Annotated in this window: 11 protein-coding genes; 7 read left to right on the forward strand and 4 right to left on the reverse strand. The window is 73.2% G+C overall.

What is annotated here, in order from left to right; translation table 11 throughout:
- The first annotated feature begins 252 nt into the window (after positions 1-252).
- The 4 genes from EDJALFJO_RS14265 (at position 253) to EDJALFJO_RS14280 (ending at position 5,400) form a co-directional block, all read left to right on the forward strand.
- Entirely contained in the window at positions 253-2,160 is a 1,908-nt protein-coding gene (locus tag EDJALFJO_RS14265) for a 2-oxoacid:acceptor oxidoreductase subunit alpha (RefSeq protein WP_088286325.1), read from the forward strand.
- A complete protein-coding gene (locus EDJALFJO_RS14270) occupies positions 2,157-3,260 on the forward strand; it encodes a 2-oxoacid:ferredoxin oxidoreductase subunit beta (protein WP_198950291.1) in 1,104 nt (367 codons plus the stop codon). Before EDJALFJO_RS14265 ends, EDJALFJO_RS14270 begins: the two co-directional genes overlap by 4 nt.
- 139 nt (positions 3,261-3,399) lie before the next feature.
- Positions 3,400-4,323, forward strand: a complete 924-nt coding sequence (gene rarD, locus EDJALFJO_RS14275) for an EamA family transporter RarD (RefSeq protein WP_088286327.1) — start codon at positions 3,400-3,402, stop codon at positions 4,321-4,323.
- A gap of 36 nt (positions 4,324-4,359) precedes the next feature.
- The gene (locus EDJALFJO_RS14280) at positions 4,360-5,400 is read left to right on the forward strand and encodes an ATP-dependent DNA ligase (protein ID WP_088286329.1); all 1,041 of its coding nucleotides are present in this window, start codon (positions 4,360-4,362) and stop codon (positions 5,398-5,400) included.
- Here EDJALFJO_RS14280 and EDJALFJO_RS14285 read toward each other — a convergent pair.
- Positions 5,378-6,487: a hypothetical protein gene (locus tag EDJALFJO_RS14285; protein WP_088286331.1), complete on the reverse strand. Its 1,110-nt coding sequence runs from the start codon at positions 6,485-6,487 to the stop codon at positions 5,378-5,380. The two genes, EDJALFJO_RS14280 and EDJALFJO_RS14285, sit on opposite strands and share 23 nt — an antisense overlap.
- 189 nt (positions 6,488-6,676) lie before the next feature.
- Between EDJALFJO_RS14285 and EDJALFJO_RS14290 the strand changes: the two genes are divergently transcribed.
- Both EDJALFJO_RS14290 and EDJALFJO_RS14295 read left to right on the forward strand, forming a co-directional pair.
- Positions 6,677-7,438: a MerR family transcriptional regulator gene (locus EDJALFJO_RS14290; protein WP_088286333.1), complete on the forward strand. Its 762-nt coding sequence runs from the start codon at positions 6,677-6,679 to the stop codon at positions 7,436-7,438.
- Positions 7,439-7,472: 34 nt separating this feature from the next.
- The gene (locus EDJALFJO_RS14295) at positions 7,473-8,576 is read left to right on the forward strand and encodes a DNA polymerase domain-containing protein (protein WP_158220438.1); all 1,104 of its coding nucleotides are present in this window, start codon (positions 7,473-7,475) and stop codon (positions 8,574-8,576) included.
- Between the two features lie 25 nt (positions 8,577-8,601).
- On the opposite strand, the gene EDJALFJO_RS14300 is transcribed toward EDJALFJO_RS14295, so the two are convergent.
- The gene (locus EDJALFJO_RS14300; RefSeq protein WP_088286335.1) at positions 8,602-9,111 is read right to left on the reverse strand and encodes a hypothetical protein; all 510 of its coding nucleotides are present in this window, start codon (positions 9,109-9,111) and stop codon (positions 8,602-8,604) included.
- Positions 9,112-9,244: 133 nt separating this feature from the next.
- On the opposite strand from EDJALFJO_RS14300, the gene EDJALFJO_RS14305 reads away from it, so the two are divergent.
- On the forward strand, positions 9,245-12,028 hold the full coding sequence (locus EDJALFJO_RS14305; protein ID WP_088286337.1) for a helix-turn-helix transcriptional regulator: 2,784 nt from the start codon (positions 9,245-9,247) through the stop codon (positions 12,026-12,028).
- Positions 12,029-12,128: 100 nt separating this feature from the next.
- On the opposite strand, the gene EDJALFJO_RS14310 is transcribed toward EDJALFJO_RS14305, so the two are convergent.
- Positions 12,129-12,962 (reverse strand): ATP-binding cassette domain-containing protein, encoded by an 834-nt coding sequence (locus tag EDJALFJO_RS14310; RefSeq protein WP_088286373.1) that lies wholly within the window; start codon positions 12,960-12,962, stop codon positions 12,129-12,131.
- Positions 12,959-13,996 (reverse strand): ABC transporter permease, encoded by a 1,038-nt coding sequence (locus EDJALFJO_RS14315; protein ID WP_088286375.1) that lies wholly within the window; start codon positions 13,994-13,996, stop codon positions 12,959-12,961. The genes EDJALFJO_RS14310 and EDJALFJO_RS14315 overlap by 4 nt, the downstream gene beginning before the upstream one ends.
- Positions 13,997-14,039 lie beyond the last annotated feature (43 nt).

The raw sequence follows: 14,039 nt of genomic DNA on the forward strand, positions 1-14,039 counted from the left end.
AACACCCCTGCGACCCCGCCCACAACCCCACGCAGCGAACGCCGAGAACCGGCCCGACGAGCACGCCCGACGTGCTGCGACGACGCCCGGTGGCCGGGTCGCCCGGGTTACACGTCCGTTTCGCCCGGACGACGGAACATCCCGCGGAGGGGAACGGTTAGGCCGTGCGGCAGGTGAGGCAGACCTACGATGAACGGAGCCGGGGAGCCCGGCACCGGGCAGTGGCACGAGCGGCGAAGGGCAGCCAGACCCATGACCACCAGGACTCCGACCAGGGTCGATCGGGTCGTCATCCGGTTCGCGGGGGACTCCGGGGACGGGATGCAGCTCACCGGTGACCGGTTCACCGCGCAGACGGCCGCGCTCGGCAACGACCTCGCGACGCTGCCGAACTTCCCGGCGGAGATCCGGGCGCCCCAGGGGACGCTGCCCGGGGTGTCGTCGTTCCAGCTGCACTTCGCCGACCACGACGTCATGACGCCGGGCGACGCCCCGAACGTGCTCGTGGCGATGAACCCGGCGGCGCTCAAAGCGAACCTCGGTGACCTGCCGCGGGGCGCGACGCTCATCGCGGACGCCGACGAGTTCACCAAGCGCAACCTCGCGAAGGTCGGGTACGCGGCGTCGCCGCTGGAGGACGGGTCGCTCGACTCGTTCCAGGTGCACGCGCTGCCGCTGACGTCGCTCACGGTGAAGGCGCTGGAGGAGTTCGACCTCACGCGCAAGGAGGCCGAGCGGGCGAAGAACATGTTCGCGCTGGGGCTGCTGTCGTGGCTCTACACCCGCCCGACGGAGTCGACGGAGCGGTTCCTCACGGAGAAGTTCGGGGCCCGCCCGCAGCTGCTCGCGGCGAACCTCGCGGCGTTCAAGGCGGGCTGGGCGTTCGGGGAGACCACCGAGACGTTCGCGGTGTCGTACGAGGTGGCGCCGGCGCCCGCGCCGGCCGGCACGTACCGGAACATCACCGGCAACGTGGCCCTGGCCTACGGCCTGGTCGCGGCGGCCCGGCGGGCGCAGCTGCCGCTCGTGCTCGGGTCGTACCCGATCACGCCGGCGTCGGACATCCTGCACACCCTGAGCAAGCTCAAGCGGTTCGACGTGACGACGATCCAGGCCGAGGACGAGATCGCCGCGATCGGGGCGGCGCTCGGCGCTGCGTACGGCGGTGCGGTCGCGGTGACGACGACGAGCGGTCCGGGGCTCGCGCTCAAGAGCGAGACGATCGGCCTCGCGGTGTCGCTCGAGCTGCCGCTGGTCATCGTCGACGTGCAGCGCGGCGGACCCTCGACCGGGCTGCCGACGAAGACCGAGCAGGCCGACCTGCTCCAGGCGATGTTCGGCCGCAACGGCGAGGCGCCGGTGCCGGTCATCGCACCGCGCTCGCCCGCCGACTGCTTCGACGCGGCGGTCGAGGCGGTCCGGGTCGCGACGACGTACCGGACGCCGGTGCTGCTGCTCTCGGACGGTTACCTGGCGAACGGGTCGGAGCCGTGGAAGCTGCCGGACGTCGCCGCACTGCCGGACCTGCGGGTCGACTTCGCGACGGCCCCGAACAGCCAGGACGCGAACGGCAAGCCGGTGTTCCGGCCGTTCGACCGGGACCCGGTGACGCTGGCCCGGCCCTGGGCCGTGCCGGGGGTCGCGGGCCTGGAGCACCGGATCGGCGGGATCGAGAAGGCCGACGGCACCGGGGAGATCTCCTACGACCCGGACAACCACGACCGGATGACCCGGCTGCGGCAGGCCAAGATCGACGGGATCGACGTCCCGCCGCTCGAGGTCGACGACCCGGGGCTGGCGGACGGCGGCCCGGTCGCCGACGTCCTGGTGATCGGGTGGGGCTCGACGTACGGCCCGGTGGCGGCCGGCGCCCGGGTGGCCCGGCAGTCCGGCGTCCGGGTGGCGACCGCGCACCTGCGGCACCTCAACCCGTTCCCGGCCAACCTCGGCGAGGTGCTGCGGCGTTATCCGAAGGTGCTCGTGCCGGAGATGAACCTCGGCCAGCTCGCCCTGCTGCTGCGGGCGAAGTACCTGGTCGACGCCGTCGGCTACAACCGGGTGCGCGGGCTGCCGTTCATGTCCACCGAGATCGCCGACGCGATCACCAAGCTCGCATCCGAGATCAGCACCGAGACCATCACCGAGGAGGGGTCCCTGTGACCGCCGTCGAGATCGGTCTGCCGGCGTTCCGGTCCGGCCTGGCCGACGTCCCCAAGGTCGACCCGGACGCACCGAAGCAGACGAAGAAGGAGTTCACCTCCGACCAGGAGGTCCGCTGGTGCCCGGGCTGCGGCGACTACGCCGTGCTGGCCGCCGTCCAGGGCTTCCTGCCCGAGCTGGGGCTCAAGCGGGAGAACATCGTCTGCGTCTCCGGGATCGGCTGCTCGTCCCGGTTCCCGTACTACCTGGACACCTACGGCCTGCACTCGATCCACGGCCGCGCACCGGCGATCGCGACCGGGCTGGCGACGTCCCGCCCCGACCTCAACGTCTGGGTCGTCACCGGTGACGGCGACGCCCTGAGCATCGGCGGCAACCACCTCATCCACGCGCTGCGGCGCAACGTGAACCTGACGATCCTGCTCTTCAACAACCGGATCTACGGCCTCACCAAGGGCCAGTACTCGCCGACGTCCGAGCCGGGCAAGGTCACGAAGTCGACCCCGGTCGGCTCGGTCGACGAGCCGTTCAACCCGGTCTCGCTCGCGCTCGGCGCCGAGGCCTCGTTCGTGGCGCGGACGATGGACTCCGACCGCAAGCACCTCACATCGGTGCTGCGGCAGGCCGTCGAGCACCGCGGCTCCGCGCTCGTCGAGATCTACCAGAACTGCCCGATCTTCAACGACGGCGCGTTCGACGTCCTGAAGGACCGGGACGAGGCGCAGGCCCGGATGGTCCACCTCACCCACGGCGAGCCGATCCGGTTCGGTGCCCCCGCCGAGGACGGCCTCGGCGCCAAGGGCGTCGTCCGGACGGCGCAGGGTCACCTGCGGGTCGCGGACGTGAGCGAGGTCGGCACCGACGCGCTCGTCGTCCACGACGCGCACGACCCGGACCCCTCGGTCCAGTTCGCGCTCTCCCGGCTCGACGACCCCTCGATGGCGCACGTGCCGGTCGGGGTGTTCCGCTCCGTCCAGCGCCCCGCGTACGACGACATGGTCCGCGCCCAGGTCGACTCGGCCATCGAGTCCGCCGGCGGCCCGGCCACCGACGACGACCTCGCCCGGCTCCTCGCCGGCAAGGACACCTGGACCGTCTGACCGCACGACCCACGAGCACTGATCGGCGGTTCTCGTCGCCGCCACCGGGTACCCGGTGGCCTGCGACGAGGACCGCCGTTCGTGTTCGAGCGGTGAAACGGTGGGGCGATCTCCGGGGGCGCAACCGTAGGATCGTCCTATGAATTCGCCGGGGCGCCACGGAGCCGTCTACGGGATGGGCGCCTACCTGCTGTGGGGCATCTTCCCGCTGTACTTCCGGCTCCTCGAGCGCTCCGGCGCCGTCGAGGTCGTGCTCCACCGGATCCTCTGGTCGCTCCTCGTGTGCGCCGTCGTCCTCACCGCCGTGCGGCAGTGGTCGGTGCTGCGGGCGACGCTCGCCTCCCCGCGCACGGTCGGTGTCCTCGGCACCGCCGCCGTCCTGCTCGCGGTGAACTGGGGCACGTACATCTACGGCGTGAACTCCGGGCACGTCGTCGAGGCGTCCCTCGGCTACTTCATCAACCCGCTCGTCACGGTGCTGCTCGGCGTCGTCGTCCTCAAGGAGCGACTGCGCCCGGCGCAGTGGGTCGCCGTCGGCCTCGGCACGGTGGCGGTCGTCGTCCTCACCGTCGACTACGGCCGCCCGCCCGTCATCGCCCTGACGCTCGCGGTGACGTTCGGGATGTACGGCCTGCTGAAGAACCGGGTCGGGGCGACCGTCGGGGCGCTCGCGAGCCTGTCGACCGAGACCCTCGTGCTCGCGCCGCTGGCCGCCGTCGGCATCGTCGTCCTCGAGGTGCGCGGCCAGGGCCACTTCGGGGACGACGCCCCGTGGCAGGCGCTGCTGCTCATGACGACCGGCGTCGTCACCGTCGTCCCGCTGCTCTTCTTCGCCGCCGCCGCCCGCCGGATCCCGCTGTCGACGATGGGGCTGCTGCAGTACATCACCCCGGTCCTCCAGCTGCTGTGCGGCGTCCTCGTCTTCGGCGAGCGGATGCCGCTGAGCCGCTGGCTCGGCTTCGGGATCGTCTGGGCAGCGCTCGCGGTGATGACCGTCGACTCGCTCCGGACGGCCCGGACCCGCTCCCGCGCCGCCCCGGCCGCCGAGCCCGTCCCCGCCTGAGCCCCGCCCGTCGGGGGCGGCGGGCATGATGGGCCCGTGGACCTGCCCGTCATGCCGCCGCTGCTGCCCATGCTCGCCAAGGCCCGTGCGGGCGTGCCCGACCAGCCGGACGGCGCGCCCGAGTGGCTCTACGAGCCGAAGTGGGACGGGTTCCGCTGCGTGGTCTTCCGGGACGGCGACGAGGTTCTCCTCGGATCGCGCAACACCAAGGCGCTCGACCGGTACTTCCCCGAGGTGGTCGCGGCGGTCAAGGCCGAGCTGCCGCCGCGCTGCGTGCTCGACGGCGAGCTCGTCGTCCCGCGCGAGCGCGAGGGCCGGGTCCGGCTCGACTGGGACTCGCTCTCCCAGCGGATCCACCCCGCGGCGTCCCGGGTGGCCATGCTCGCCGAGCAGACCCCGGCCCAGGTCGTCGCGTTCGACTGCCTCGCGCTCGGCGACGACGACCTCACCGGTCGGCCGCTCCGCGAGCGGCGGGCCGCGCTCGAGGAGGCGCTCGCCGGCGCCGGGGCGTCCGTGCACCTGTCGGTCGCGACGACGGACGCCGACGTCGCCCGGGGCTGGTTCGAGACCTTCGAGGGCGCCGGGCTGGACGGCGTCGTCGCCAAGCGGCTCGACGGCCCGTACCGCCCCGACCAGCGCGACATGGTCAAGGTCAAGCACCACCGGACGGCGGACTGCGTCGTCATCGGCTACCGCAAGCACAAGAGCGTGGACGGCGTCGGCTCGCTGCTGCTCGGCCTGCACGGTGCCGAGCGGATGCACATGGTCGGCGGGGCGTCGGCGTTCACGAACGTCGAGCGCAAGCGGCTGCTCGACATGCTCCAGGAGTACCGGGTCGGCGAGGACGTCACGTACTCCGGTGAGCCCAACCGCTGGAACGCCCGCGAGGACCACTCGTTCGTCCCGCTGCGCCCCGAGCTGGTCGTCGAGATCGAGTACGACCAGATGGAGGGCGACCGGCTCCGGCACGCCGGGCGGGTGCTGCGGTGGCGGACCGACAAGTCCCCCGAGCAGTGCACGTACGACCAGCTCGAGGTGCCGGCCCGCTACGACCTCAAGGACGTCCTGGCTCGCTGACCGGCTCGCTGACCGGCTCGCTGACCGGCTCGCTGACCGGCTCGCCGACGGGCTGCTCCCGGCGGGCTGCCGGGACGCCGAGCACCCGGTCACCGAGGATCGCGAGCGCCACCTCGACGGCGGCGGCACCGAGGAGCGCCGGCACGAGGTAGGGCACGAGCGGGCCGGACGTCAGGGTCCCGGTCACCGCGGCGACGGCGACCCGGGCTGCCGCGTAGGCGACGACGACGAGCACGGCGCCGCCGACCCCGAGCCGGGCCCGGGCGACGACGAGGGCCGCACCGGCGGCGAGGCCGACGACGAGCGCCGGGGCGTCGAGGTCCGCAGCCACGGAGAGGGCGAGCAGCACGGCGGCCGCCGCGGCGGTCTCCCGCAGGTCGCGCGGCCGGACGGCGACGCCCTGCGCGGCGGCGACCGCGTTGCGGGACTCGGCGCGCAGCAGCCAGGCGCCCGCGGCCATCGCGGTCACGGCGACGAGCAGCGGCGCCTGGGCGGCGAGCACCCCGTCGCCGAGCGAGCGCCCCTCGAGCGCGCGCCACGTCGCAGCCACGGGCAGGCCGACGAGGGCGACGATGCCGCCGACGAGGACGGCGACCGCACCGACCGGTCCGGAGCCGAACGCGCCCGGGAGGACCCGGCGGTGCCCGAACGTCGTGTGCGCGGGCAGCGGGTGCGCGATGACGTCGTCCGCGCGCCCCTCGACCTTCGCCGGCGGGTGCGCGAGCGCGCTGGCCATGACCCCGCCGAGCAGGGCGACCGCGAGCCCGAGGGCCAGACCCATGGTGCCGACCCCGCCGAGCCAGCCGCCGGCGGCGGCCGCGCGCCAGCCACCGAGGGCGACGGCGAGACCGGTGAGGACGACGGCGAGCGGGAACGGCTCCCAGAGCGGACCGCCGGTGCGCGTGGCGAGCCGCGCCGACACCCGGGACACCCACGACGGGGTACCGGTGGCGGCGCGCTCACCGAGGAACGCGAGGACGAGCAGGCCGGCGGCGAGGGCGACGACGACGCTGAAGAAGACGGTGCCGAGCGAGTTGAGGATCGCTTCCAGGCCGATCGGCTGGCCGGCCGCGTGGGTGGGGACCATCGGGGCTCCTCCGGGAGAGGTGTCCGCCCCGGCCGGGGCGGCGGGCGCGGTCTGTCGGGGAGGGGTGCGTCCGGGGCGGCGGTGATGCGACACCTTCCATGTGACATTCTCAATGTCACATTCAGAATGTTACATAGACGACGGCGTTCTCGCCATATGACCGCCGTCACCCGTCGCTAGAGTCGGAGGATGAGCACAGGGACCGCACCGGAGGAGCTGACGATCGACCAGCTCGCCGCCGCGGTCGGGCTCACGGTGCGGACCGTCCGCTCGTACACGACGCGCGGGCTGCTGCCGCCGCCGCGGCTGCGCGGCCGGACGGGCCTCTACGGCGCCGAGCACGTCGCCCGGCTCCACGTGCTCCGCGAGATGCTCGACAGCGGCTACACCCTCGCCGCCGCCGAGCAGGTGCTCGCGGTCGCCCCGAGCGGGGTCAGCGGCCCCGGCCTGGACGTCTACCGGGCCCTGCTCAACCCGTGGCAGGACGAGGAGCCCGAGGTCGTCGACGCCGGCGTGCTCGCGTCCCGGATGGGCCTGGACCTGGACGACGACCGGCTGGCGCAGCTCGCCGGGCTCGGGCTCGTCCGGGTGCTCCCCGACGGCCGCCTGGAGCTGCCCCGCCCCTCGCTCGTCCGGGCCGGGCTCCAGCTGAGCGGGCTCGGGATCGGCATGGCCGACGTCCTCGCGACGCAGGCCGTGCTCGACGGCCACGCGAAGGCGATGGCGCAGGCCTGCGTCGACCTGTTCCGGGCCACCGTGTGGGAGCCGTTCGAGACCGCCGGGCAGCCCGAGGCGGGCTGGCCCGCCGTCCGCGACGCGTTCCAGCGGGCGCTGCCCGTCGCCTCGCAGGCCGTGCTCCTGACCTTCCGGCAGGCGCTCGCGGAGCAGATCGCCCGCGCGGTGGCGGAGGCCGCGCAGGGGCGCGCCGGAGCGGCGGACCCGAACCCGTAGGCGGCGCTCGTCGCTCGGCGGCAGGATGTCCGCCATGGCTACCCCCGCCGAGGAGCTCGACGTCGCCGGTACGCCCGTGCGGCTGTCGAACCCCGACAAGGTCTACTTCCCGCAGCTCGGCGCCGACGGCGGCACCAAGCGCCATCTCGTCGAGTACTACCGCGCGGTCGCGACGCTGCCCACGGGCGCGGACGGCACCCCGCCGATCGTCCGGGCGCTGCGCGACCGGCCGACGTACCTGCAGCGCTTCCCCGACGGCATCGAGGGCGAGGAGGTGTACCAGAAGCGGCTGCCGCCGAAGGTGCCCGACCACGTGCAGTCGTGCCGCGTGACGTTCCCCTCCGGGCGGCACGCCGACGCGCTGCGGGTCACCGGGCCGGCGAACGTCGTCTGGGGCGCGAACCTCGGCACGGTGACCTTCCACCCGTGGCACGCCCGCTGCCCCGACGTCGAGCACCCCGACGAGCTGCGTATCGACCTCGACCCGCAGCCGGGCACCGGGTTCGCCGAGGCCCGCACCGTGGCGTGCGACGTCGTCCGGCCGCTGCTGTCCGACCTCGGCCTCGTCGGCTACCCGAAGGCGAGCGGTGGCCGCGGCATCCACGTCTACGTCCGGATCGAGCCGCTGTGGACGTTCACCGAGGTCCGGCGGGCCGCGATCGCGTTCGCCCGCGAGGTCGAGCGCCGGGCCGGCGGTCTCGTGACGACCGCCTGGTGGAAGGAGCAGCGCGGCGAGCAGATCTTCGTCGACTACAACCAGAACGCCCGGGACCGGACGATCGCGTCGGCGTACTCCGCCCGAAGGACGCCGCGCGCGACGGTCTCGACGCCCCTCACCTGGGACGAGCTCGCCGACGCCGAGCCCGACGACCTCACGATCGCCACCGTGCCGGCGCTGCTGGCCCGGCGCGGCGACCCGATGGCGACCCTCGACGACGTCGCCCACTCGCTCGAGGCGCTGCTCGAGCTCGCCGAGCGTGACGAGGCCGGCGGCCTGGAGGACCTGCCCTACCCGCCGAACTACCCCAAGATGCCCGGGGAACCGAAGCGGGTGCAGCCGAGCAAGTCGCGGGCCGACACCGTGGGCAACGCGCCGCAGGTCGGCCAGGGCCTGCCCGACCTGCCCGGGGAGGGCTGAGACGCCCGTCCCGCACCGGACCCGATCATTCGACCGTGAACTTGACGGAGCCGTCCTCGTTGCGAGCCCCCGGCGGGAAGAGGTAGGACTGCGGGACGGCGGCGTGGACGTGGCAGGTGACGAGCACCCTGCCGAGCGCCAGGGCGTCGATCTCCAGCCCGTCGACCGTGAGGCTGGCGCCGATGTCCAACGTGTCGTCCGCCGGGTAGAGCACCAGGGCCGCCACACGCTGCCCCGGCACCAGCGTCGGGTCGTTCTCGTTCGTCGTGAGCCGGGAGGGCGGTGACGCCGGGACGAGGAGCTTCGCGACGTCCTGGTCCTCGACGTTGTCCTCGAGGGAGAGATGGAAGCGGACGTCGATCAACGGGACGCCCTGCGGGGCGGCGGCGTTGGTCACCTCGACGCTGAACGAGGCGGTGTCCCCCGGTGTCACGACACCGGACCCGCTGACGACCACGTCGCTGACCGTGGTGACGACCGAGGTGGCGATGTAGTCGCCGACGGCGGAGGCGATGTCCTGGACGGTGACGGTCATGTGGTGCTCCCTCGAGTGAACCCGGGCCCGCCGCGGTGGCGGACCGTCGAGGACCAGCCTGGTGCCGGGAGGGTGCCGGGTGCACCGGGCAAGACCCTGGACGTTAAGCAGGGAGCGCACGACACTGAGCGGGATGATCAGGGGCCGCGACGGGGAGCGCGCTCGGCTGTGCCGCGTGGTGGACGACCTCGCGGCGGGCCGTCCTACGGCTGTCCTCGTTCACGGCGACGTGGGCAGCGGCAAGTCGACGCTTCTCGCTGACCTCGTCGAGCAGGTGCCCGACGACGTTCTCGTCCTCGGGGCGACCGGCACGGAGTCCGAGGCAGAACTGCCGTTCTCCGTGCTCTCGGATCTTCTGGAGCCCGTCGTCTCGGGACGGTCACGGCTTCCCGGACCGCAGGAGGCCGCCTTGTCGGGGGCGATCGCCCTCGGACCTGCTCGTCACGGTGACCGGCTGGCGGTGTGCGCGGCCACGCGTGGGCTCCTCGAGATCACCGCCGAGCAGCGTCCTGTGCTCGTGGTCGTCGACGACGTCCAGTGGGTCGACAGAGCCTCCGGTGAGTGCATCGGCTACGCGGTGCGACGGGCCGCGGGGGCGGTCTCGTTCGTCCTTGCCGGGCGCCGACCGGACACCGACCTCTGGGACCGGGACATCCCGCGCCTGGCGGTCGGACCGCTCGCGGCGCCCAGCGCCCGGGACGTGCTGCGGGACGTCGCTCCGGACCTCGTCGAACCGGTGGCGGATCTGGTGCTACGGGCCGCGGCCGGGAACCCTCTGGCGCTCGTCGAGCTACCGGCCGGACTGACGGCGGACCAACGGGTGGGCTGCGAGCGCATCGACCTCCCGCTGATGCCCGGCGACAGGATGGGCACGGTGTTCGGACGTCGTGTCCGTTCGCTGTCCAAGGACGCCCGTGACGTCCTGCTCCTCGCGGCCGCCGACGCCCAGCCGTCGCTCGCTGTCCTCGACGGCGCCTGTCGTGCAGGAGGCACCGATCTGGAAAGACTGGCGGAGGCAGAGACGCACGGTCTGGTGCGTGTCCGGGACGACAGGGTGGAGTTCGCCCACCCCTTGGTCCGCAGCGCGGTCTACCGCGGCGCGACCAGCTCGGACCGACGCGCAGCGCACCGCGCTCTGGCTTCGGCGACCAGTGGCGAGACACGCGCGTGGCACCTCGCTTCGGCGTGCTCGGGCCCGGACGAGGCTGTCGCGGCCGAGCTCGAACGGACCGGGTCCGCTGCCGCCGCGCGGCGCGGCTACGCCGCGGCGTCCCGCGTTCTCGAGCGATCGGCAGAGCTGTCGATCGACGTCGGGGCGCAACAACGACGGCTGACCGCAGCCGGTGAGTCTGCGATGGCCGCGGGACTGTCCGAGCACGCCGTACGCCTGCTGTACGCGGCGGGGCGGGCGGCGTCGGCCGCGGACGACCGACGTGGGGCCTTGCACGCGGAGCGGCTGCGCGGGCTGACGCTCCTCTGGACGGCGCAGGGCGAGGCTGCCGTGGAGGTGCTCGCCGCCCTGGCGCGGCGCATCCGTGACCAGACCGAGCCGCTCGACCGAACGGCCGCGGCGAACGCGCTTGCCGACGTCGCCACCGCGTTGACCGTGATGGGGCGCCCGCGCGAGGCCCTCCGGTCCGCGGAGGAGGCCGCTGCTCTCCTGGGCGACGACGACGAACGGGCGACCCGGGCCCAGGTACTGGCCGTCTACAGCTGGGCGCTGGTCCTGTGCGGGGAGGTCGACAGGGCGCTCCCGGTGCTCGACACCCTCGACCGGCTTGTGGAGCCGATCGACCCGCTGTCGCCCCTGGCCGCACCGGTCATGAACGCGATCAACACCCGGCTCGCGACCGGGGACTTCGAGCGTGCCGTGCGAGAGAGCCTGGCCATCGTCGATGCTGCACGCCATGCCGGCGCCCTCGGCGCGGTGCCGCTGCCACTCCTGGTGGCATCCGACGCGACGTACCGCACCGGCGACTGGGCGGCGTGCGAGGAGTGGAGTGCAACCGCAGTCCGCGCCGCCGAGGACAGCCGCCAGTCGCTCCATCTGGCACACGTCCAGTCGATCCGTGCACGACTGCACGCCGCGAGGGGGAGCCGCGGTCCTGCCCGCTCCGCGATCCGGCAGACGCTGACCATCTGCGCCGCCACGGGCATCGGGAGCGGGGCGGCCATCGGGCACGCTGCAGCAGGCTTCGTGGAGCTGTGCCAGGAGCGTGGCACCACGGCGATCGAGCACCTCGAACAGGTCGCGCGCCTCGCCTCGTCGACCGGGCTGGCGGACCACAGCCTGCTCCCCTGGGCGAGCGACCTCGTCGAGGCCTACGTCCGCGTCGGGCGCCACGACGACGCCGCCCGGACGGCAGAGCTGATGGCGGATCAGGTCAGCCCTGCCAGCGCCCCCTTCGTGCATGCCCTCGTCGCCAGATGCCGCGCCCAGGTGGTCACCGGGTTCGAGGCGCACTTCGAGCGGTCGCTGGCCCTGGACGACCTCCGGCCGGTTCCGCTCGACCGCGCACGGACCGAGCTGGCGTTCGGGAGGCGGCTGCACCGCGCGAACCGGCGTGCACGGGCCCGCGTCCACCTGCGAGCGGCCCTCACCGGCTTCGAGCGGCTCGGCGCAGCGGCGTGGGCGGACCAGTCGCGCAACGAGCTGCGCGCGGCGGGCGGGCGTCTGCGGGAGCGCAGCCCGGATCTGCTCACGCCGCAGGAGGTGCGCGTGGCCGACGCGGCTGCACGCGGCGGCTCCACCCGTGACATCGCCGCCGAGCTCTTCCTGGCGTCGAAGACGGTGGAGTTCCACCTCCGACAGGTCTATCGCAAGACGGGCGTCAGCAAGCGGGCCCAGCTGGTCGCGCTGCTGGCAGACCCGGCCCGTCGCGCCCATATCCTCGGTCGGGAGCCTGGGTCCGGCTGAGCCGGATGCAACGAGGGCCCGGCACCGGAACACCGGTGCCGGGCCCTCGCCCCCGCGTTCCCCCGCCGGGTCTGTCTGTTCCGAGCGCCGACCTCTGCGGTCAGCGCACCGGGCCGAGCATCTGGTCCTCGGCCGGCACCTGGAGGGCGCCGGTCATGATGGCGACGACGTCGGTGATGCTCACGGACTTCGGCGTGATGACTGCCGCCCGCTTGCCGAGCCGCTGGACGTGGATCCGGTCGGCGACCTCGAAGACCTGCGGCATGTTGTGCGAGATGAGGATGACGGGCATCCCCCGCTCGCGCAGGTTCTGGATGAGCCGCAGGACCTGGGCGGACTCCCGGACGCCGAGGGCGGCCGTCGGCTCGTCGAGGATGATGACCTTGCTGCCGAACGCCGCGGCGCGGGCGACCGAGACCGCCTGCCGCTGACCGCCGGACAGCGTCTCGACGGCCTGCGCCATGTTCTGCAGCGTGCCGATGCCGAGCTCGGTCATCTGGGCCTTGGCCGACTTGCGCATCCCGGCGCCGTCGAGCATCCGGAAGACCGACCCGAGCGGGCCGGGCTTGCGGACCTCGCGACCGAGGTACATGTTCGTCGCGATGTCGAGCGCCGGGGCGACGGCGAGCGTCTGGTACACCGTCTCGATGCCCATCGCGCGTGCCTCGGTCGGCCGCTTGAAGCTCACCGGCTGCCCGTCGAGGAACATGTCCCCGGTGTCGGGGATCTCGGCGCCGGACAGCGCCTTGATGAGCGTCGACTTGCCCGCGCCGTTGTCGCCGATGACCGCGAGCACCTCGCCCGGGTAGAGGGCGAAGTCCGCCCCGTCGAGCGCGACGACCCGGCCGTACGTCTTGACCAGGCCGCGGCCCTCGAGCACCGGCTGAACCGTCGAGGTCCCGCCGCCGGTGGTCGTCGTGGTGGTCTCGGTCATGCCCGTGCCCTCCGGATCCACTGGTCCGCCGTGACGGCGACGATGATGAGCGTGCCGATCGCGAGCCGCTTGTACGCCTCGTCGAGACCGGCGACCGACAGGCCGTTGTCGACGACACCGACGATGAGGGCCCCGATCAGGCTGCCGAAGACGCGGCCGCGACCGCCGAACAGGCTCGTCCCGCCGATGACGACGGCGGTGATGGAGTCGAGGTTCGCGTCGATGCCGCTGTTCGGGCTCGCCGCGTTGACCCGGCCGATGAGCACCCAGCCCGCGATGCCGAAGATGACGCCGGCCGTCGCGTAGACGCTGAGCAGGACCCGGTTGACCTGGATACCGGCCAGGCGCGCGGCGTCCGGGTCGTCGCCGACCGCGTAGACGTGCGTGCCCCACGCCGTGTAGCGCAGCACGTAGGCGAAGACCAGGTACAGCGCGATCATGACGAGCACGCCGTAGGTGATCGTGAAGCCGCCGGGCAGGAGCACCGGCTTGCCGAGCCACTTCAGCTCGTCCGCGAGCTCGCGGTTGCGGACCGTGCGGCCGGTCGCGTAGAGCAGCGTCAGCGACGTGAAGATGCCGAGCGTGCCGAGCGTGACGATGAACGGGGGCAGGTTCACCCGGGTCACGAGCAGGCCGTTGATGAGGCCGGCGAGGCCGCCGACGACGATGCCGAGGAACAGCGCGGGCAGACCCGCGACGCCCTGGTCGAAGGCCATCTTCGCCATGACCATCGACGAGAAGACCATGACCGCACCGCAGGACAGGTCGATGCCCGCGGTGAGGATGATCAGCGTCTGGCCGAGCGCCAGCGTCGCGGTGACCGCGGTCTGCTGGGTGATCGTGCCGAGGTTGCCCGGCTGGGCGAAGAGCGAGGTGATGCTGGAGAAGATGATGAGCGCGACGACGAGGACGACCGCCGGGCTGAGCCACGGGTAGGCGTGGAGGATGCCCTGGAGGCGCTGGATCGGGGACTGCCGGTCGAGGAACTCCTCGGCCGCGTCGTAGCCCGCGGTGGTCGCGGTGGCATCGGTCACGACGCCCGCCTTTCTCAAGAGTGGGTAGAACCAGACCCGCCGC

The organism is Kineosporia sp. A_224 (assembly GCF_002198655.1).
Classification (GTDB): Bacteria; Actinomycetota; Actinomycetes; order Actinomycetales; family Kineosporiaceae; genus R-H-3.

Bases quoted from the DNA above. Each gene is read 5' to 3' on its own strand.
- rarD (WP_088286327.1), top strand. From the start codon at position 3,400: ATGAATTCGCCGGGGCGCCACGGAGCCGTCTACGGGATGGGCGCCTAC.
- EDJALFJO_RS14305 (WP_088286337.1), top strand. From the start codon at position 9,245: ATGATCAGGGGCCGCGACGGGGAGCGCGCTCGGCTGTGCCGCGTGGTG.
- EDJALFJO_RS14310 (WP_088286373.1), bottom strand. From the start codon at position 12,962: ATGACCGAGACCACCACGACGACCACCGGCGGCGGGACCTCGACGGTT.
- EDJALFJO_RS14295 (WP_158220438.1), top strand. From the start codon at position 7,473: ATGGCTACCCCCGCCGAGGAGCTCGACGTCGCCGGTACGCCCGTGCGG.
- EDJALFJO_RS14300 (WP_088286335.1), bottom strand. From the start codon at position 9,111: ATGACCGTCACCGTCCAGGACATCGCCTCCGCCGTCGGCGACTACATC.
- EDJALFJO_RS14290 (WP_088286333.1), top strand. From the start codon at position 6,677: ATGAGCACAGGGACCGCACCGGAGGAGCTGACGATCGACCAGCTCGCC.
- EDJALFJO_RS14285 (WP_088286331.1), bottom strand. From the start codon at position 6,487: ATGGTCCCCACCCACGCGGCCGGCCAGCCGATCGGCCTGGAAGCGATC.
- EDJALFJO_RS14265 (WP_088286325.1), top strand. From the start codon at position 253: ATGACCACCAGGACTCCGACCAGGGTCGATCGGGTCGTCATCCGGTTC.